The sequence below is a fragment of the Pseudomonas sp. UMAB-40 genome (assembly GCF_900095275.1).
GTDB lineage: Bacteria > Pseudomonadota > Gammaproteobacteria > Pseudomonadales > Pseudomonadaceae > Aquipseudomonas > Aquipseudomonas mandelii_B.
On sequence record NZ_LT607571.1, the window covers coordinates 1 to 19406 of the forward strand.

General features: G+C 59.4%; 21 protein-coding genes and 1 pseudogene. 13 read left to right on the top strand and 9 right to left on the bottom strand.

What is annotated here, in order from left to right:
* Positions 1-226: 226 nt before the first annotated feature.
* The gene (locus K0F88_RS25155; RefSeq protein ID WP_094468009.1) at positions 227-1066 is read right to left on the bottom strand and encodes a nitrilase family protein; all 840 of its coding nucleotides are present in this window, start codon (positions 1064-1066) and stop codon (positions 227-229) included.
* Complete coding sequence (locus tag K0F88_RS25160) at positions 1063-2562, bottom strand: cytosine permease (protein ID WP_094468010.1); 1500 nt, start codon at positions 2560-2562, stop codon at positions 1063-1065. Before K0F88_RS25160 ends, K0F88_RS25155 begins: the two co-directional genes overlap by 4 nt.
* Before the next feature lie 148 nt (positions 2563-2710).
* Between K0F88_RS25160 and K0F88_RS25165 the strand changes: the two genes are divergently transcribed.
* Positions 2711-3610 carry a LysR family transcriptional regulator gene (locus tag K0F88_RS25165; protein WP_094468011.1) on the top strand — a complete coding sequence of 300 codons (900 nt, stop codon included), beginning with the start codon at positions 2711-2713 and terminating at the stop codon, positions 3608-3610.
* Here K0F88_RS25165 and K0F88_RS25170 read toward each other — a convergent pair.
* On the bottom strand, positions 3607-4137 hold the full coding sequence (locus tag K0F88_RS25170) for a cysteine hydrolase family protein (RefSeq protein WP_094468012.1): 531 nt from the start codon (positions 4135-4137) through the stop codon (positions 3607-3609). The genes K0F88_RS25165 and K0F88_RS25170 overlap by 4 nt on opposite strands.
* Before the next feature lie 493 nt (positions 4138-4630).
* On the opposite strand from K0F88_RS25170, the gene K0F88_RS25175 reads away from it, so the two are divergent.
* Positions 4631-7444: an Ice nucleation protein gene (locus K0F88_RS25175; protein WP_219097022.1), complete on the top strand. Its 2814-nt coding sequence runs from the start codon at positions 4631-4633 to the stop codon at positions 7442-7444.
* Positions 7445-7496: 52 nt separating this feature from the next.
* Here the strand turns inward: K0F88_RS25175 and ggt are convergent, their stop codons facing one another.
* Positions 7497-9224, bottom strand: a complete 1728-nt coding sequence (gene ggt / locus K0F88_RS25180; protein WP_219097023.1) for a gamma-glutamyltransferase — start codon at positions 9222-9224, stop codon at positions 7497-7499.
* Between the two features lie 149 nt (positions 9225-9373).
* Between ggt and K0F88_RS25185 the strand changes: the two genes are divergently transcribed.
* On the top strand, positions 9374-9889 hold the full coding sequence (locus tag K0F88_RS25185; RefSeq protein WP_219097025.1) for a methylated-DNA--[protein]-cysteine S-methyltransferase: 516 nt from the start codon (positions 9374-9376) through the stop codon (positions 9887-9889).
* A 164-nt stretch (positions 9890-10053) separates the two neighbouring features.
* On the opposite strand, the gene K0F88_RS25190 is transcribed toward K0F88_RS25185, so the two are convergent.
* The 4 genes and pseudogenes from K0F88_RS25190 to K0F88_RS25205 form a co-directional block, all read right to left on the bottom strand.
* Positions 10054-10647: an NUDIX domain-containing protein gene (locus tag K0F88_RS25190; RefSeq protein WP_094468043.1), complete on the bottom strand. Its 594-nt coding sequence runs from the start codon at positions 10645-10647 to the stop codon at positions 10054-10056.
* A 144-nt stretch (positions 10648-10791) separates the two neighbouring features.
* Positions 10792-11793, bottom strand: a pseudogene (locus K0F88_RS25195) (chitinase); the annotation flags it as partial.
* Positions 11794-11833: 40 nt separating this feature from the next.
* A complete protein-coding gene (locus tag K0F88_RS25200; protein ID WP_219097027.1) occupies positions 11834-12469 on the bottom strand; it encodes a lytic polysaccharide monooxygenase auxiliary activity family 9 protein in 636 nt (211 codons plus the stop codon).
* 222 nt (positions 12470-12691) lie between these two features.
* Positions 12692-13129 (bottom strand): hemerythrin domain-containing protein, encoded by a 438-nt coding sequence (locus K0F88_RS25205; protein ID WP_094468017.1) that lies wholly within the window; start codon positions 13127-13129, stop codon positions 12692-12694.
* A 153-nt stretch (positions 13130-13282) separates the two neighbouring features.
* On the opposite strand from K0F88_RS25205, the gene K0F88_RS25210 reads away from it, so the two are divergent.
* Positions 13283-13714, top strand: coding sequence for an N-acetyltransferase (locus K0F88_RS25210; protein ID WP_094468018.1), 432 nt, complete (start codon positions 13283-13285; stop codon positions 13712-13714).
* 141 nt (positions 13715-13855) lie between these two features.
* On the opposite strand, the gene K0F88_RS25215 is transcribed toward K0F88_RS25210, so the two are convergent.
* Positions 13856-14206, bottom strand: coding sequence for a hypothetical protein (locus K0F88_RS25215; RefSeq protein ID WP_094468019.1), 351 nt, complete (start codon positions 14204-14206; stop codon positions 13856-13858).
* 164 nt (positions 14207-14370) lie between these two features.
* On the opposite strand from K0F88_RS25215, the gene K0F88_RS25220 reads away from it, so the two are divergent.
* The 9 genes from K0F88_RS25220 (at position 14371) to K0F88_RS25260 (ending at position 19362) form a co-directional block, all read left to right on the top strand.
* Positions 14371-14619, top strand: coding sequence for a hypothetical protein (locus K0F88_RS25220; RefSeq protein WP_008154823.1), 249 nt, complete (start codon positions 14371-14373; stop codon positions 14617-14619).
* Between the two features lie 21 nt (positions 14620-14640).
* The gene (locus K0F88_RS25225) at positions 14641-14970 is read left to right on the top strand and encodes a DUF6388 family protein (RefSeq protein ID WP_094468020.1); all 330 of its coding nucleotides are present in this window, start codon (positions 14641-14643) and stop codon (positions 14968-14970) included.
* 35 nt (positions 14971-15005) lie between these two features.
* Positions 15006-15710, top strand: coding sequence for a YoaK family protein (locus tag K0F88_RS25230; protein WP_094468021.1), 705 nt, complete (start codon positions 15006-15008; stop codon positions 15708-15710).
* A 180-nt stretch (positions 15711-15890) separates the two neighbouring features.
* The gene (tusD, locus tag K0F88_RS25235) at positions 15891-16283 is read left to right on the top strand and encodes a sulfurtransferase complex subunit TusD (protein ID WP_094468022.1); all 393 of its coding nucleotides are present in this window, start codon (positions 15891-15893) and stop codon (positions 16281-16283) included.
* A gap of 1 nt (position 16284) precedes the next feature.
* The gene (gene tusC, locus K0F88_RS25240) at positions 16285-16647 is read left to right on the top strand and encodes a sulfurtransferase complex subunit TusC (RefSeq protein ID WP_219097028.1); all 363 of its coding nucleotides are present in this window, start codon (positions 16285-16287) and stop codon (positions 16645-16647) included.
* On the top strand, positions 16647-16940 hold the full coding sequence (gene tusB, locus K0F88_RS25245; RefSeq protein WP_094468024.1) for a sulfurtransferase complex subunit TusB: 294 nt from the start codon (positions 16647-16649) through the stop codon (positions 16938-16940). Before tusC ends, tusB begins: the two co-directional genes overlap by 1 nt.
* A complete protein-coding gene (locus tag K0F88_RS25250; RefSeq protein ID WP_219097029.1) occupies positions 16937-17272 on the top strand; it encodes a TusE/DsrC/DsvC family sulfur relay protein in 336 nt (111 codons plus the stop codon). Before tusB ends, K0F88_RS25250 begins: the two co-directional genes overlap by 4 nt.
* A complete protein-coding gene (locus tag K0F88_RS25255) occupies positions 17269-18270 on the top strand; it encodes a glycosyl transferase family protein (RefSeq protein WP_219097030.1) in 1002 nt (333 codons plus the stop codon). The genes K0F88_RS25250 and K0F88_RS25255 overlap by 4 nt, the downstream gene beginning before the upstream one ends.
* Positions 18271-18360: 90 nt before the next feature.
* On the top strand, positions 18361-19362 hold the full coding sequence (locus tag K0F88_RS25260) for a glutathione S-transferase family protein (protein ID WP_219097031.1): 1002 nt from the start codon (positions 18361-18363) through the stop codon (positions 19360-19362).
* Positions 19363-19406: the final 44 nt, after the last annotated feature.

The following is a 19406-nucleotide window of genomic DNA, read 5'->3' on the forward strand; positions in this document are numbered from 1 at the left end:
ATTCACGAGGTGACAAAAATTTACCCACCTGAAGGTCAGCTTTGGGTCGATTTCTGTCCTTCGTATCAGACAGAAAATCGGCCAGAAGCAGTGTGGGCAGTCAGGCAAATCCCGCCCCTGAACAGTACGTCGCTAAAAAACTCATGAGCGGTTTACACAAAAAAGTAGAAGTCGGCCCTTCCCTACCTCGGCATCTGATATGCCAAAACAGGAACGGGATACCACTTCACCCCCCAACACATCCATACAACCCCAACCGCCGATCCCGATGCAAATCATTACGCGTACTAATCCGCTTATTCCGCGCCTCAGCAAGGTTAAGTGTCGCCAACAAAATCTGCTCCCCCCCCTGCTCCGCCGGCCCGGCCAACGGGTAACCATCCGCATCAACAATCACCGAACCCTGCACCCAACCCACCCCACGCTCATGCCCATGCCGATCACACGCGGCAATGAACATCCGGTTCACCGACGCATTGGCCTGAACCCGTACCACTTCCGCCGGGCGCTCGGTGGGCGGCCTCGGCCCATCGGGCCAGTTGACCGGCGCGCAGAGCAATTCTGCACCGGCCAGTGCCGGCAGGCGCACCCATTCAGGAAACTCCAGGTCGTAGCAAATCAGCAGGCCGATCCGTCCATGGACCGTTTCGACCACTGGCGGCGCGTCGTTGCCGGGGCTGAAGATTTCGCTCTCCGCGTCCCACAGGTGCGCCTTGCGGTACACGGCGCGCAGGCCCTGGGCATCGATCATCGCCGCGCTGTTGGCCAGTTCATCGCCTTGCAGTCGCTCGCAGAATCCGCCCACGACAACGACGTTCAATTCCTTCGCCAGCGCCGTCCACAGCCGCAGGGTTGGTCCGTCGGTTGTTTCGGACAAGGACAACGCTTCGTCACGGTCAGCAAACAGGTAACCGCTCTGCACCAGTTCGGGCAGCACCACCACTTGCGCACCTTGCAACGCCGCTGAACGAATCGCCCGTTCTGTCAGCGTCCGGTTGTAAGCGAGGTCGCCGATTTTCGGTGCGACCTGGCAGCAGGCGACCACGGTATTTTTCACGCTGTTCAACGGCCCTCCTCCATAGGTTGATGAGCCATGGCAACCATGTCGCTCTCGGTGATTGAGTCGATGATCCGGCGTTCGTATTCAAGGTCGATCGAACGGCTGAGGAGGTAGTACGTCAGGCCTGAAACCACCAGGCCGACCAGCCAGGCGATGTCCACGCCTTCGAGCATGCGCGCCAGCGGGCCGACGAACACTTCTTTGCCGGCGGCGGCATCGAAGATGTAGAAGAACGGCACCATCGCGGCAAAACCGATCAGGTACGAGACGATCCCTCGGAATTGCCAGGCACCGTAGATGCCCTTCGGTGTGAAGAAATGCGGGATCGCGTAGCGGCCTTTGCGCACGAAAAAGTAGTCGACCAGATTGACCGCGGTCCAGGGCACGAGGAAGTACAACAGCAGCACGAGGAAGGTGTTCAACAACGCGATGCCATCGCCTTTGATCGACAGCACGCAGGTCAACAGGATGAGGCTGATCGCGGAGATCGACATGACTCGGGCGCGAGGGGTTGGCGTGATCTTTTTGATCGAGTCGACGCCGGTCAATAAAGTCAGCATAGCGCTGTAGGTATTGAGCGCGATGATCGGCAGGAAGCCCAGCACCGAGACGATGACCAGCACATTGCCCAAGCCTGGGATCATCGACGATCCGACCTGGTTCAGCGCCACCAGCGCGTCCGCCGCTTTCAACTGCTGCGCGAGCCAGGCGCCGAGGCCGATCATCCAGCTCCCCGACAACGATGCGCCGATGAAGATGGCGGCGATCAGTTTTGGCCGGCTGGTGTTTTTCGGCAGGTAGCGGGAATAGTCGGAGACATAGGGCGCGTAGGAGATGTTGTAGCTCGCGCCGATGGCAAACAGCGTCGCGAACGCAACCCAGTTGAAGCCCAGATCGGTCGCCGGTGTGACGCCCTCTTGCCCGGCGCCGAAGATCAAGGCGATGGTGACCAGCGCATACAGCGGCAAGGTCGCCATCAACGCCCATTTGAAGGCTTTATGCATCAGGTCGTGGCCGTAGATCGACAGCAGCGCGCCGATCAACACCACGGCAACGGCGACAATAGTCGGGTCGATGCCGAAGACGTGTTCGAGGCCGTTCATGATCAGCGAGATGTTCACCACGTTGAAGCCGACAAACACAAACATCGTCGCGATCAAGGCCAGGATCACGCCGCGATAACCAAACTGGGCACGGGACTGGATCATTTGCGGCAGGCCCATTTCGGGGCCTTGCGAACCGTGGAAGGCCATGAAGATGGTGCCGAACATGATCCCGAGCGCACCGGCCAGCATCGTCCACAGCGCCGACAACCCAAGGCTTGGGCCGACAAAACCGATGGAGATGGTGAAGAAGTGGAAGTTGCCTAAAAACCAGAAAGGCCCTTGGCTGCTGAGCTTGGCGTGACGTTCGTTTTCCGGAATGTAATCGATCGAGTGGCCTTCGATGGCCAACCCGCCACTCGCCTCAAGGGCGTGCGCAGAATGAGGAGACCCTGACATACGATTGTTCCTATGCAGTTGATTGTTGTTTTTATGGGCAAAGCGCCGGTTTCATTGCAATGTAGGGCCTGGATCAGGGCTATAAAATATCGCAGGCACACTGTTTACATAGATCCGCGTCTATGTGAATGAACATTGAGGGACACCCATGCTGGGCACTGTATCGGAACTGGATCTGCGCTTGATCCGGGTCTTTCTCACCGTCGTTGAGGCGGGCGGCATTTCGGCCGCGCAAACCGCGCTCAATACCACTCAACCGACTATCAGTGCGCAACTGGCGACGCTGGAAGCGCGGGTGGGATTTCGCCTGTGCGAGCGAGGGCGCGGTGGATTTTCGGTGACGCCCAAGGGCGGCCAGTTTGTCGAGGCAGCCCGCCGGTTGCTGGCGGCGGCCGAAGGTTTCCGGGTGGAAGTCCAGCACATCAATCGCAAGGTGTCGGGCAACATCAACATCGGTTTGCTCGGTCAGATCGACCCCGTTGCCAACAAGAAGATCGCCCTCGCTATTGCGCGCTTAAGGGCCCGCCATGAGGGGTTGTATTTCCACTTCACGGAACTGTCGTCGTCGCTGCTGGAAGAGAAAATCATCAACAGCCATATTGATCTGGCGATCGGTTACTTCTGGCACCGCTTGCCGAACATCGATTACTTCCCCTTGTTTCAGGAAACCCAGATCGCCTACTGCGCCCCGGCTCATCCTCTGTTCGAGCATGTGGGCGAGCTGACCCGGGATGACGTCCGCGATTACGACTGGGTATGGCCCAGCCACCCCTTGCCGGAAATGCCCGCGCCCACCTCGATTGAACGCCTGACCGTGCTCACCGACAGCATGGACGGCGCGGCGCTGCTCATTCTGTCGGGGCAGCATCTGGGGTTTCTGCCGCAGCACTATGCGGCGAAGCATGAACAGCTGGGGCAGTTGCATCCGCTGAATCCCGAGCTGCTTCGCTATGAGGTGGGGTTTCATGCAGCGGTTCGGCATTCGGCGCGGCAGCGGGATTTGGTGAGCGCGTTCCTGAACGAGCTGATCGATGTTTTCGGTTCTTAGATGTGTATTTTACTGGCCGGGATAACGTCGATCCGCGCCACAGACCCAGTCAGGTGCGCCAGATCCTTGTTGTGCTCGGCGATGATGTCGTCGGCAGTCATATTGCCGTTGTCGACAGTGGAATGAGCGTCGGCAACAAGCACCACGTCGTAGCCCAATGCCAGGGCCTGGCGAACGGTGGCGTTGACGCAATAGTCGGTTTGCAGGCCGCAGATAATCAGGCGATCAACCTCCCGCTTTTGCAGCAATTGACGCAGGCTGGTCTGGTAGAACGAATCCGGTGTGGTTTTGCGCACCCGCAGGTCTTGCGGTGACGTTTCCAGTCCGCCGGCCAGTTGCCAGCCTTCGGAGCCGTGTTTCAGCAGGTCGCCCTCCTCGTGCTGGATGAAGATGACCGGTATCTCGGCTTCTCGGGCCCTGGCGCTCAGGCCGTTGATATTCTCGATGACGCGTTTGATCTCAAAGCATTCGTATTCGCCGGTGCACAGGGCGTGCTGGACGTCGATGATCAGCAGTGCAGTGGTCATGGGCTCAGGCCTTAAAGTAGTCCTTCAGATTAAGGGGTACGCCACCTGCTCCCTGGGGCCGAGTACAGATTGCGTACCGTCGATAATGCCGCAAAACACCTACGATGGAATAGCTTGAAATCGTTGCCTGTCCGCGATTTTATCCAGTCGGATAGAGCCCGCCCCAATGCCGCTAAGCTGAATTGAAAATTCATTAAACCACATCAACTATTTCGATATTAATTTATCTATTGCAACGAACAACATTAAACACTTCCAAAGCACAATAAGTGTGGTCATGCCTGAGTCATTGCTTTAGGGTGAATCTTCGATATCGAGAAGTTTCGCCAAGGACTGCGACCTGTTTAATGACAGGACTGCGGCTTTGCCGCTGGCTCTTAATGGATTTCAGCCAGTGACGTGTAAGTAATACCAGACCGTTCTATTTGAGCGCTATGGGCACTTACAATCCTGATTCCCGCTGATGCCGTTATATTCATTGAGCACATATGATATGAGTGACAACAAAGTCCTTGTCTTGCGCACTTGCGCCAACGACATGTCGGACCATGCCGGCCAGGTCTGGCCGGACACGGGCTTGGTGGTGTGCAAACACTGGAAGCCCAGCAAAAAACTCGAGAACGGCCTGGTCGGTTTATTGTGGGGAGAAGGTTCCTCTACTCAACTTAGTTTGCGAGCCGATGCCAAATGGGTTGTGTGCGAAGTTCACATTGATCAGATTATAAAACTTGATGAAGACGGCATGATCAAGTTCCCGGAGGCGGAAGTTGTTCACACGGGCACTCAAGACAGCTCGATCAATTACATTGCAGCGCACATTGAACACTATCAATCAGCAAACATTCCTTTAATCGACACCCCACTTCAATCACCAAATAAAACCTCCCGTCGCGAATTCGAAAGTCGGCGAGCACAGGGTTACACCCCTTCCGGCATCGGCGCTAAAACCGACGCCTCGCAAACTTTCGAAACCGCTGTTTATGGCAGCACGCTCACCGGCGGGCATCAAAGTTATCTGCTAGCGGGTTACGGCAGTACGGAAACAGCCGGCGGTCAGAGCTCATTGATTGCCGGATACGGCAGCACCCTGACGGCCGCCGACAGCAGCTCATTGACCGCTGGGTATGGCAGTACGGAAATGGCCGGCGATGACAGCTCGCTGATCGCCGGGTACGGCAGCACCCAGATCGCCGGGCAGAAAAGCACACTGACCGCCGATTACGGCAGCAGCCAGACCGCCCAGGATGGCAGCACGCTCGTTGCGGGTTATGGCAGTACCGAAACAGCGGGAAGCGACAGCTCGCTGACCGCAGGCTATGGCAGCACTCAAACCGCCCAAGAGGGCAGCGCCCTCACCGCAGGCTACGGCAGCACCGAAACAGCCGGATCGGATAGCGCCTTGATTGCCGGTTACGGCAGCACGCAAACGGCGGGACAGGACAGTACGTTGACCGCGGGTTACGGCACCACCCAAACCGCCCAAGACAGCAGCGCCCTCACCGCTGGCTATGGCAGCACCGGCACAGCGGGGCCGGAAAGCTCGTTGATCGCCGGTTACGGCAGCACCCAAACCGCCGGCCACGAAAGCACCCTGACCGCAGGGTATGGCAGCACCCAAACCGCCCAGGAAAACAGTTCCCTCACGGCCGGGTACGGCAGCACTGCAACGGCGGGATCCGACAGTACGTTGATTGCCGGTTACGGCAGTACGCAAACCGCCGGTCATGAAAGCACGCTAACCGGCGGGTATGGCACCACCCAGACCGCACAGGAAAGCAGTTCGCTCACCGCAGGCTATGGCAGCACCGCAACGGCCGGGCACGACAGTTCGCTGATCGCCGGATACGGCAGTACGCAAACGGCCGGTTATGAGAGCACGCTGACCGCCGGCTACGGCAGCACTCAGACCGCCCAGGAAAGCAGTTCCCTGACGGCAGGCTATGGCAGCACCGGAACCGCCGGGTACGCCAGTTCCCTGATCGCCGGTTATGGCACGACCCAGACCGCTGGCTATGAAAGCAGTCTGACGGCGGGTTACGGCAGCACCCTCACCGCTCGGGAAAACAGTTCACTCACGGCCGGCTACGGCAGCACCCAGACGGCGGGTTACAAAAGCACTCTGACCGCTGGTTATGGCAGTACGCAAACCGCACGGGAAAGTAGTGTTCTCACCGCCGGCTACGGCAGTACCGGAACCGCCGGCAGCAACAGTTCGCTGATCGCTGGCTACGGCAGTACACAAACCGCCGGGTACGAAAGCACGCTGACGGCAGGTTATGGCAGCACCCTCACCGCTCAGGACAACAGCTCCCTCACCGCTGGTTATGGCAGCACCGAAACCGCCGGCTACGAAAGTTCGTTGATCGCCGGTTACGGCAGCACGCAAACCGCCGGTTACGACAGCACGCTGACGGCGGGTTACGGCAGCACCCTCACCGCTCAGGACAACAGCTCCCTTACCGCCGGTTATGGCAGCACCGAAACGGCGGGCTACGACAGTACATTGATCGCTGGCTACGGCAGCACCCTTACCGCTCAACACAACAGCACCCTCACCGCCGGTTACGGCAGCACCGAAACCGCGGGCCAGGACAGTTCCTTGATTGCCGGCTACGGCAGCACCCTGACCAGCGGCATCCGCAGCTTCCTCACGGCCGGATACGGCAGCACGCTGATCAGCGGATTGCGCAGTGTATTGACCGCCGGTTATGGCAGCAGCCTGACCTCCGGCATGCACAGCACCCTGACCGCCGGATACGGCAGCAACCAGATCGCCAGTTATCAAAGCTCTTTGATCGCCGGCCCCGACAGTACGCAGATTGCCGGGCACAAAAGCATGTTGATTGCCGGCAAGGACAGCTCACAGACCGCGGGTTATCGCAGCACCCTCATCGCGGGTGCCGGTAGCGTCCAGACGGCGGGTGATCGCAGCAAATTGATCGCCGGCAAGGACAGCACCCAGATCGCCGGCGACCGCAGCAAGCTGTTGGCGGGCAGCAATAGCCACCTCACGGCGGGTGATCGCAGCAAGCTGACGGCGGGCGATGACTGCACGTTGATGGGCGGCGATAAAAGCGTTTTGACGGCGGGTAAAAACAGCATCCTGGTGGGCGGCGCCCGCAGCAAGCTCATCGCCAGCCTGGGTTCGACGCTGACCGGAGGCGAGAATGCGACGTTGATTTTCCGATGCTGGAACGGCAAGCGTTACAAGAATGTCGTGGCGCATACCGGCAAAGATGGCGTGGAAGCGCATGTGCCGTATCAGGTGGACGAGGCGGATAACCTCGTCACCAAGCCCGACGAATAACCTTGTCGGTCGGGCCACCCTCGACGCTTGAGGGTGGCCATGGACTTACGCCTTAGTAGCCGAGCGACAACCCCGTGTTCCTGCGCGGGTCATTGGCCCCATAGAAGCGGTTCTTGCCCACCGGTTTGCCTTCCAGCGAAGGCGCGCCCACCAGGATCGCCGCCACATGGTTGGCATCCTGCGGCCCGGCGAACTTGTGCCCCCAACTTTCCAGCATTTTCACCGTGTCCGGACTGGTGGTGAAGGTCTCCAGGTTGGTCTCTTCCGGCAGCCATTGCTGGTGGAAACGCGGTGCATCGACCGCTTCCTGGATGTTCATGCCGTAGTCGATCACGTTGAGCATGGTCAGCAAGGTCGCGGTGATGATGCGACTGCCGCCCGGAGTACCGACAACCATCACCACTTTGCCGTCCTTGGTGACAATGGTCGGGCTCATGGACGACAGCGGTGCCTTGCCGGGCGCGATGGCGTTGGCTTCGCCTTGCACCAGGCCGTACATATTGGGCACGCCGATTTTCGAGGTGAAGTCGTCCATTTCGTCGTTGAGGATGACCCCGGTTTTGCTGGCCATTACACCGGCGCCGAACCAGTCGTTGAGGGTGTAGGTCACCGACACCGCGTTGCCCCATTTATCGACGATGGAGTAATGCGTGGTGTTGCTGCCTTCATGGGGCGCTACGCCGGGTTTGAGTTCGCGGGACACGCCGGCTTTTTGCGGATTGATCGCCGCGCGGATTTTGGTCGCGTAGTTTTTATCCAGCAAGTGGGCAATCGGGTTTTTCACGAAGTCCGGGTCGCCGAGGTAGCTGTTGCGGTCCACGTAGGCGTGGCGCATCGCTTCGATCTGGTAATGCATGCCCTGGGCCGAGTGGTAGCCCAGGTCTTTCATCGGGTAGCCTTCGAGGATGTTCATGATCTCGCAGATCACCACACCACCGGAGCTGGGCGGCGGTGCCGACACCACGTGATAACCCCGGTAGTCGCACTCGATCGGCGCCAGTTCACGGGTCTTGTATTTGTCGAGGTCGGCCTGGGTGATGATGCCCTTGTTGGCCTGGCTGGAGGTGACGATGGCGTCGGCCACCCAACCTTTGTAGAAACCGTCTTCACCCTTCTCGGAAATTTCCCGCAGGGTTTTGGCCAGGTCCTTCTGCACCAGTTTTTGCCCGACCTGCATCGGCTCGCCATTGCTCAGGAAGATCGAGCCGGAATCCTTGATGTCCTTCTTGAACACATCGGTGGCGTACTCCAGCAATTCGACATCGCCCTGCTCCAGCACAAAACCGTCTTCGGCCAGTTTGATCGCCGGGGCGATCACTTCCTTGCGGGGTTTGGTGCCGTATTTCTTCAGCGCCAGTTCCATGCCGGACACTGTGCCCGGCACGCCAACCGCCAGGTGGCCACGGGTGCTCAGGTCCGGCACGACGTTGCCCTCTTTGTCGAGGTACATGTCTGCAGTTGCGGCCAGCGGCGCTTTTTCGCGGAAATCGAGGAAGGTCTTGCGCCCGTCCGCCAGTTGAACGGTCATGAATCCACCGCCCCCCAGGTTACCCGCAGCGGGATAAACCACCGCCAGCGCATAACCCACGGCGACGGCGGCATCGACGGCGTTGCCACCGTTCTTGAGCACATCGACGCCCACATGGGAGGCCAGATGCTGGGCCGTGACGACCATGCCGTTTTCGGCCGCGACCGGGGCCACGGAGGCAGCGTAAGCACTGAGGCAGCTGAGCGCCAATGAGGTCGCAATCAGCGATTTGGCAAAAGGTTCGAACTTCATGAGTCGGTCTCTTTTTGTTTTTAGGCTGTGTTTAAAAACGAAGGAAACGTTTCAAAGCAGAGGCAAGTATGGCCGGGATTGCGTTTTGCGCCTCCTCGCCGAGGCAGTATGCTTGGCCTCTGTTCAGCCCTTCCGAGGAGTTCGCCGGCATGACTTACACCTTCACCACCCTGGCGTCCCCGGTCGGTGAGCTGAAATTGGTCGCGAAAGATTCAAGACTGGCCGCCATCCTCTGGGAAAACGACAAGCCTCACCGCGTAAGGCTCGGGCCGATGAGCGAAGCCCCGGACAATCCGATCCTCCTACGCGCCGTTCAACAGTTGCAGGAATACTTTGCCGGCACGCGTAATCGCTTCGATCTGGAACTGGATTTCGCCGGGACGGACTTTCAGAAGAAGGTGTGGCAGGCGCTGCTGACCATTCCGTTTGGCGAGACGCGCAGTTACAGCCAGATCGCCGAGCAGATCGGCAATCCAAGTGCGGTCCGGGCGGTGGGCGCGGCGAATGGCAAGAACCCGATTTCGATTGTTGCGCCTTGCCATCGGGTGATTGGGGCGTCGGGGAAGTTAACGGGGTTTGCGGGTGGGCTTGAGGCGAAGGAGCGGTTGTTGACGCTGGAGGGTTGCGAGTGGTCCGGGGCCAGTCAAACGGGCGAATTGTTTTAAGCTGACTGCCTCCGATCTCCGTGGCGAGGGAGCTTGCTCCCGCTCCAGTGCGTAGCACTGGCAAAAATCTCCGACAAAGCCAATATTTTGGGGTCGCTTCGCGGCCCAGTGCGAGCAAGCTCGCTCGCCACAGGGTTCTGGGTTCAGATCTCGGGGCTCAGGTCTCAGGCAGCGACGAAGATATTTTTCATCGCCGCATATTGCAGCAGCATGATGGTCTTCGCATCGCAGATCTCCCCGCGATAGAACGCTTCGAGCGCCTCGTCGAAGCTCCACTCCAGCACTTCCAGTTCTTCGGTTTCTTCTTCCAGCCCACCGCCCTCGCTGACTTTCGACGCCGCGTCATATTCTGCGATGAAGAAGTGCAGTTTTTCGGTGACCGAGCCTGGGCTCATGTAGGCCTCGAACACCTTTTGCACGTGGTGAACGCGATAACCGGTCTCCTCTTCGGCTTCAGCGCGGATGCGTTCTTCAGGATCGGCGCCCTCAAGCAATCCGGCCGCGACCTCGATCAGCAAACCATCATGGCCGTTGACGAACACCGGTAGCCGAAACTGACGCGTCAGCACAACAGTTCTTTTCTCGCGGTTGAACAACAGAATGGCCGCGCCATTGCCACGGTCATACACCTCTCGCGTCTGACGCTGCCAGTCGCCGTTGTTACGCTGAAAGTCGAAGGTGATTTTCTTCAGCAGGTACCAGTCGTGGGACAACACCTGAGTTTCAACGATGTTGACCCGTTCGGCTGTGTTCACCATCACAAAGCATCCTTTTTTCGTCAGAAGATCGCCATGGTAGGCGAAAACGGAAAAGCCCGGCATCTCTGCCGGGCTTCTTTATTACAGCTGGCTGGCGACTTCAGGCGCCGCGAGCCCTTCCCCGTGGGACGAGAGTCGCGCGCCGTTGATCAATGGTCCATAACGACGGCTGAACTCCCAGTTGTAGGGCACATGGTCTTTGTTTACACCATTGTCCCAGTTCACCGACCAGGTCATCAGGCCCTTGATCGAAAGCCCCTTGGCGTCCAGACGCTTGAAGGCATTCACCACTGCCGCCGGGTTAATCACGTAACCGGTGGCCGCCGCGTCGATGTTGGCGGGCAGGCCGATCACGAACTTGTCCGCCGGGATCTTCGTGAACCCGCGAGTACCGCTCACCAGGCTTTCGGTCAGGTAAAACAGGAAGTCCTCTTTCATCGCGTCGTTGTTCTGGGCAATCCACGCGCCGTTGCCGTTATTGGCTTCCGGCACCCAGATACCATCGCCGCCCTGGTTGTAATACTGCGGGGCGATGAAGTCGTAATAGCCTTCCAGAGCCTGGAGATAACCGACGTACTTACCGGCAGTGGTCAGGTACGGGAACTCCGGCGCCATGCTGATGATGAAGTGTTTGCCTTCACCGGCGTAATGGTTTTTGACCAGCTTCAGCGCGGCAGGCAGGACGGTCTTGTTGTCGGCGAAATCAATCGCACTCTGTTCAAGATCGATGTCCAGCCCATCGAAGCCGTAGGTTTCCACCAGACGGATGATTTCATTGGCCAGCGGCTGTTCGTTGCCGTTGTGCAGTTCGATGTGCGCATCGGCGCCCCCGAGGGAAATCAGCACCGCCCGGCCCTGGCTGTTCAGCACGCCGACCTGGCGGCGGAACTCGGCGTCGGACAGGTTGTAAGGCTTGAAGGTCGGGATGCCGTTGCCCTTCATGAAGGCCACGGCCACCACGTTGTAATCCTTGGGCACATCCTGCAGCGCGATGTTGGCGAACTGGCCACGCTGGTAACCGTCGCTCGGCCCGGCGGGCCAGTTGTGCCAGAAGCCCATGAGGATCTTTTTGCCGGCAATGCTCGGCATCAACGACGCCGCATCGGCGAGTGGCGATTTGAGTAGCGTAAAATCGAAAGTAGACATGTTCTATTCCTTCAGAACGTGTGGGGTTTATCGCCGTGGCTTACTGGAAGTCCACGTCGAACGCTTGGTAGAAGGCGTTGCCGGTGTTGGCCACGATCCACATCAGCACGATGACGTGATGGCCTTTCTTGTTGCCCGGTAATTTCACTTCGTGGTTGACCTTGGCCTTCATCTCGGCGGAATGGCTGTAGTACGGAACCTGGGTATAGAAGTCGTCGAAGAACGATTTCGGCTCCAGTTGCGCACGGTTGATGCGCTGTTTCGGGTTCCAGCCATCCTTGGTGATGAACCAGCTGTAGCCACGGGTGACATGGGGCGCGGTGTATTCCCAGGTGACCTTGAAGGCCTGGCCCGGATCGACGTTCAACAAAGGCCAGGTGAATGGGCGGCCGAGCTTGAGGCTCATTTCCTCGTTGGTGAAGTTGATGCAGTCTCGGGCATCCGACTTGCCGCCACTGAGGATGTAGCCGTCGGCAGGTGGCGTGACACTGTCGCTGTCGGTTTGATACGGCGCCGCAAAGGGCCCCGCGGTCAGCGACGGGAAGTTCTTGCCGCCTTCCATTTCGTTGACTTGCCAGTTACCCAGCAACCCCAGCTCTACGGCGACCGCACCGCGGCTGGAGGGGGATGTGACACGACCGTGTCGAAGTTGAGGTTGAGTCTGTGGTTGGTTCATTTTTTTCACTCCGTTGATTTGAGACCTCTCCTTCCTGAGGAGAGGCCTCCAACCTAACGGAGCTGTTTTTTTTGTCCATCTGCCCATTTGTGCCCCGAATGAACCTGCCTTCGCAGATCACTCGCAAATACTGGATATAAAACCAGTACTCTGATTCAAGTCCTACGCCCTGTGTAGCAAAAGGATTACAACGCAAGGCAGCAATCGGGGCCATCGCACCCTCTAAGGAAGCTGTGCCTTGTATTCCTTTTCGTATTGGCCGGCCAGGGCCTCTTTCTGCTTGTCGTCAAGCAGCTTGCCGGCCATCTGGAAGAACTTCTGCTCCTCCTCTTCCAAGTGATGATGAACCTTCTCGGACAGCTTCTTGGCGGTCGCCAGCCAGGCCGGGCTGGACATTTCCGTCTCATCCAGCTCTTCCATCATTTCATCCATCTCGTGGTGTTCGGAGATGGCGTGGCGGCTGAGATCGACGCCATTGTCGAACTCCATCAGCGGGATGTAGAAATGGCGCTCTTCGGCGGTTTCGTGGGCCTGGAGTTCGGATTTGAGCTGTTTGTAAGCCTCGACCCGCTCCGGGGTGTCGCCGCTGGTCTTGATGAGCGCTTTGGCATAGGTGCGCTGGCGGTCGTGACTTTCACGCAGGGCTTCAAAAATATTCACGGGGTGATCCTCATTGGCCGCGTTCTGGAAGGACGCTATTCAGGCTAGACATCCGGGCGCGAGCGAGGGTTCCACTCAAGGGGCTGGAACAACCGCCGGGGCACAGGTTAGGCTTGCCGGCGTTGTTCCCTCATGGCCATAAGGATTGAGCTGATGAAACTGCGAATCGAAGAGTCACAAAACCCCACCGAAGACGAGGAGCAGGCGATCTTGCTGCCTTTGCGCCTCTATAACGCCTCAAAAGCCGGCGCCTCGAAGCCGGAGCCCATTGCCTGGCTGGTCCGCGACGAACACGACGAGATTCTCGGCGGCTTGTATGGCCGGTTTTTTTATCAGTGGTTGCACCTCGAGTTGTTGTCGGTGCCGGAGCAGGCCCGGGGACAGGACATAGGCACGAAGTTGATGCAAATGGCCGAAGACCTGGCGCGGAAGAAAGAATGCGCCGGGATCTGGCTCGACACCTTCGACTTCCAGGCGCCGGAGTTCTACAAGAAACTGGGCTATAGCGAGTTCGGCCAGATTGTCGACTATCCGCCGGGGCATAAGCGCTTCTTTTTCCAGAAGCGCCTGATCAACGACGTATAACCTGCTCGTATGATCCACACCATCCAACTGTGGGAGCGAGCCTGCTCGCGATGGCGGAGTGACATCCAACATTGATGTCGACTGACCCACCGCTATCGCGAGCAGGCTCGCTCTCACAGGGGTACTGCGTCGGCCATCAGGTCAGAGGCAGGTCGCCAGCGCCGCCAGGCGGCGCTTGGCCACAAAGTCGTCACGCTGTGCGTAGTAACTCAACACAGTGCCTGACGCATCGGTGGTCACGTCGACAAAGGACTCCGCAGAACGCGTGTAAACGGTGGACCCACCCTTCTCGCCCGGCTGCAAATACGCGCCGGCATCGACACCGAACACCGCCTCGTCCTGCCAGGAAAACTGCACGCACTGGGCGACGACTTTTTCCGGTTTGTCCGAGTTCAGGGTTTTGTAAGGGGCTTTGGTGCGGGCATCGTTCATCACCGAGCCGGCGCATCCCGCCAGCAACGTCACGGCCAGCGCCACCATCAGAATTCGCATTGTGTTCGCTCATCAAGAAAAAGCGGACTGTATCACCGTGGCACGGCGTATCGTTCTGCTTTACTTCATTTAAACCGCGACACCGCGTGACGATTCGCGCACCCTGTCGCGCCATTAACGTCGCATCGCCCGTTTTTTCCGGGCTCATTTTTTCTGGAAAGGTCATGACACCCAACGCCGAGTATTACAAACCGACCGCCGAATACGCTGACAAGCTGATCAGCCAGATCGGCCAGACGCCGTCCTGGATCGCCAAGCGCATTGGCGTCACCGACAAACGAATCCGCTACATCCTCGACGGCGAACGCACCGTCAAAGGCGAAACCACGCCGATCCAGATGACCTACCCCGAGCAGTTTGCCCTCGAGTGCCTGGCCGCTGCGGCCAAAGCCAGTAAGAAGCAATCTTCGTAACCCCAGCCTCAAGGAGCGACCATGGCGGCAACCGAACAGCAACACGAACAGGCGCTGAAGAAGTTTCTCGATGAGCGCCCCGAACTGCGCCACGAACTCGACAACCTCAATCCGCTGTTGGCTCAGGCCAAGGGCGAGACTGCGGCGCAATACCGTGACGAGCGCTTGCATGAGGCCTTCGAAGCCGAGGCCGAGCGTCTGGGTCTGTTTGCCTGGGAGCTGACATTGCAATTGACCGCCGCGACGGCCGAGGACTATCAGGCCCAACGCATGGAAGTGCACAAGGAAGTAGCCGAGATGGCCGGTATGGACTGGCTGGAGTATTGCGAGTTATATGGATTGAGCAAGTGACCCTGACGGTCGCTGCCTGAGGACGACTACCGCCGATGCTGCCATCCCTCTCGACTTCTCGCGCCAGCCCGGGCCATCTTCAAATCCAGAAATGGCGCGGACGCATCGGCATGGTGCTGGTGGCTGCGCTCTCGGTGCTCGCCGGCATGACCGACGCCATCGGCTTCATGGCCAGCGGCGACTTTGTCTCCTTCATGAGCGGCAACACCACCCGCCTCGCCGTTGCGATCAGTGACGGTGATTTCGGACTGACCCTGCGTCTGCTGATCCTCGTCGCCACGTTTATCGTCGGCAACGCCTTGGGCATTGTCGTCAGCCGCCTCGGTGGCCGCCGGGCGCTGCCCTTGCTGCTGTGCATCGCGATGCTGCTCTGCGGCGCCGCGGCCTGGCCTTATGACGATCAATTGCCGGCGCTGCTGGCGGCAATCATCGCCATGGGCATGCTCAACGCGGCAGTGGAAGAAGTGAACGGCCTGCCGGTCGGCCTCACTTACGTCACCGGTGCCTTGTCGCGCTTCGGGCGCGGGCTGGGGCGCTGGATGCTAGGTGAACGGCGTAATGGCTGGCGGGTTCAGTTGATTCCCTGGACCGGAATGTTTGCCGGTGCCGTGCTGGGCGCGGTGCTGGAACATCACCTAGGGCTCAAGGCGTTGTTTGTCAGCGGGTTGCTGGCGGGCGCGATTGGATTGCTCTCGCTCAAGATTCCGCGGCGGTGGCAGTTGGGCTATATGCCTCGTTAAGTCTTGTATTGACTGTTGGGCCCCCATCGCGGGCAAGCCCGCTCCCACAGGTTATGTGGTGACGCACAGATCCCTGTGGGAGCGGGCTTGCCCGCGATGGGGCCGGCACAGATAACATCGATTTAGCCGCCCCGCCGATAAAGCTTTATCATGACCGCAGTTTTGCTGATCGAGTCTGTCATGAAGTTCGCCATCGCGCTGTTTTCCGCCGCCCATGCGCCCTCCTCGCGCCGTGCCTTGCTGTTTGCCCAGGCAGCGCTGGCCGGCGGGCATGAGATTGTCCGGCTGTTTTTCTATCAGGACGGCGTCTACAACGCTTCTGGCAGCGTGGTCACGCCCCAGGATGAGCAGGACCTGCCCAAGCAATGGCGCGCCTTCGTCTCCGAGCATCAGCTGGATGGCGTCGTATGCATCGCCGCTGCCCTGCGCCGTGGTGTGTTGAACGAAGAAGAAGCAGGACGCTATCAGCGTGACGCCGTTGCCGTGGGCGTGCCGTGGGAATTGTCCGGCCTCGGCCAGTTGCATGACGCGGTGCAAGACGCTGACCGCCTGATCTGTTTCGGAGGCGCGTGAGATGCCCAAATCCTTGTTGATCATCAGCCGCCAGGCCCCGTGGTCCGGGCCGAACGCTCGGGAAGCGCTGGACATCGTGCTGGCCGGCGGCGCGTTCGACCTGCCGATCGGCCTGCTGTTTCTCGATGACGGGGTGTTCCAGCTCGCTGCGAAACAGGACGCCAAAGCCCTGCAACAGAAAGACCTGAGCGCCAACCTGCAAGCGTTGCCGATGTTCGGTGTGGAAGACCTGTTTGTCTGTGGCGACAGCGCTGCCGAACGGGGCCTGGACCTCGACGGTCGGTCGCTTGAAGAAGCCCGGGTGCTGACCGCCCAGGAAATCACAGCGCTTATTGACCGTTACGACCAGGTGATTACCCTCTGATGTCGACTTTGCATGTGTTGTCTCACTCCCCATTCGGCGATGACCGCCTGACCAGTTGCCTGCGCGTGATCGGCACGAACGATGCGCTGTTGCTGACCGGTGACGCGGTGTATGCGTTGCAGCCAGGCACTGCGCCGTTCAACGCGCTGAACGCTCGCCCGTTGAATCTGTTCGTACTGGCCGAAGACGCCCAGGCTCGTGCGCTGGCGATTCCTGACGCGGCCAGGGCCATTGATTACCCCGCCTTTGTCGAGCTGTCGATTCACTACGACAAGGTGAACAGTTGGCTATGAATTCCATGACGGTCGGCGCACGCGCCATCGAGCTGGACAAGGACGGTTTCCTGGTCGAACTGAGTGACTGGTCGAACGAGGTGGCCACCGCCCTCGCCGCCGCCGAAGACATCGAGTTGAGTCCGGAACACTGGGAAATCCTCGAGTTGCTGCGCAGCTTCTACGCCGAATTTCAGCTGTCCCCGGCCACCCGCCCGCTGATCAAGTACACCGCGTTGAAGCTCGGCCCGGAAAAAGGCAACAGCCTGCACCTCAACCGACTGTTCAAAGGCACCCCTGCCAAACTCGCCGCGAAACTGGCGGGCCTGCCCAAACCGACGAATTGCTTATGACTGACTTTCCAGCGCTGACCCTCGAAACGCCCGCCGAACACCCATTCGCCCAGTTCGTGCGGATCCTCGGCAAAGGCAAGCGTGGCGCCCGCGACCTGACCCGGGCCGAAGCGCGTGAAGCCATGGGCATGGTGCTCGACGACAAGGTCGAGGACACCCAGCTCGGCGCGTTTCTGATGCTGTTGCGGCACAAGGAAGAAAGCGCCGAGGAAATGGCCGGTTTCACCGAAGCCCTGCGTGAACGTTTGAACCCGCCAGCCCTGGCGGTGGACCTGGATTGGCCGACGTATGCCGGCAAGAAGCGTCACCTGCCGTGGTACCTGCTGGCGGCCAAATGCCTGGCGCAAAACGGTGTGCGCATCTTCATGCATGGCGGTGGCGCCCATACGGCCGGCCGGCTGTATAGCGAGCAATTGCTGGAAGGCTTGAACATCCCGTTGTGCCGCGACTGGCAACAGGTCGGCTCGGCGCTGGATAACGGTGGCCTGGCGTTCATGCCGCTGGTGGATTGGGCACCGCAGCTGCAGCGCATGATCGACCTGCGCAACACCTTGGGCCTGCGCTCGCCGATCCACTCCCTCACCCGCATCCTCAACCCGCTGGGCGCTCGCTGCGGCCTGCAAAGCATTTTCCATCCCGGCTATCAGGCGGTGCATCGCGATGCCAGCGGCTTGCTCGGCGACACTGCGATTGTGGTCAAGGGCGACGGTGGCGAAATCGAGATCAACCCGGACGCCGACAGCCACCTGTACGGCACCACCGGCGGCGAAAGCTGGGACGAGGAATGGTCGCAGTTGTCGACCCAACGCCACGTCAAACCCGCCGCGCTCGATCCTGAACACTTGAAAGCCGTCTGGCGCGGTGACGTGGTCGACAGCTACCCGCAAATGGCCTTGATCTCGACCATGGCCCTCGCGCTGCGTGGCCTCGGTCAGACCCGCAAACAGGCCTTCGAAACGGCTCAGCAGTATTGGGACGCACGGGACAGATCGATTTAACCGATCATAAACCCCGAACCTTTGCGCTATTTTATCGAACCTATGCGAATAGACTCCTCTCCAACGCTTATTGATTGAGGAGTCTTGAACATGGGTTTGTTAGTTGAAGGTCGCTGGCACGACCAGTGGTACGAAAGCAGCAAGGACGGCGCGTTCCAGCGCGAGCAGGCGCAACGTCGCAACTGGCTGACCGCCGACGGCAAGCCCGGCCCGACAGGCGTCGGTGGGTTTGCTGCCGAGGCTGGCCGCTACCACCTTTATGTGTCCCTCGCCTGCCCATGGGCGCATCGCACGCTGATCCTGCGCAAACTCAAAGGCCTTGAAAGCCTGATCGACGTGTCCGTGGTCAGCTGGTTGATGTTGGAAAACGGCTGGACCTTCGACCAGAACCTGGGCTCGACCGGCGACAAGCTCGATCATTTCAATTTCATGCACCAGCGCTACACCGCCGATACCGCCGACTACACCGGCCGCGTCACCGTGCCGGTGCTCTGGGACAAACAGCAAAACCGCATCGTCAGCAATGAGTCGGCGGAGATCATCCGCATGTTCAACGGCGCCTTCGATGACCTGACCGGCAATGACCTGGATTTCTACCCGGCGCCCCTGCGCGGCGAGATCGATGCGTTGAATGAGCGGATTTATCCGGCAGTGAACAACGGCGTTTATCGCGCCGGGTTTGCCACGTCACAGCAGGCTTATGAAGAAGCGTTTGATGATGTGTTTGCCGAACTGGACCGATTGGAGCAGCTGCTGGGCGCCAATCGATACCTGGTCGGCGAGTACCTGACCGAAGCGGATATTCGGCTGTTCACCACGCTGATTCGCTTTGACGCGGTGTATCACGGCCACTTCAAGTGCAATCTGCGGCGGATCGCCGATTATCCGAATCTGTCGAACTGGCTGCGGGAGATGTATCAGTGGCCGGGCGTTGCCGAGACGGTGGATTTCCAGCACATCAAAAATCACTACTACGGCAGTCACAAGACCATCAACCCGACCGGGATTGTGCCGAAAGGACCGGTGCAGGATTTCACAGCAACCCATGATCGGGCGCGGTTGAACGGGAAAGGGGTTTGGCGCAGGGCGTGATATTTAGGTAGCGTTTGAGGGCCCATCGCGGGCAAGCCCGCTCC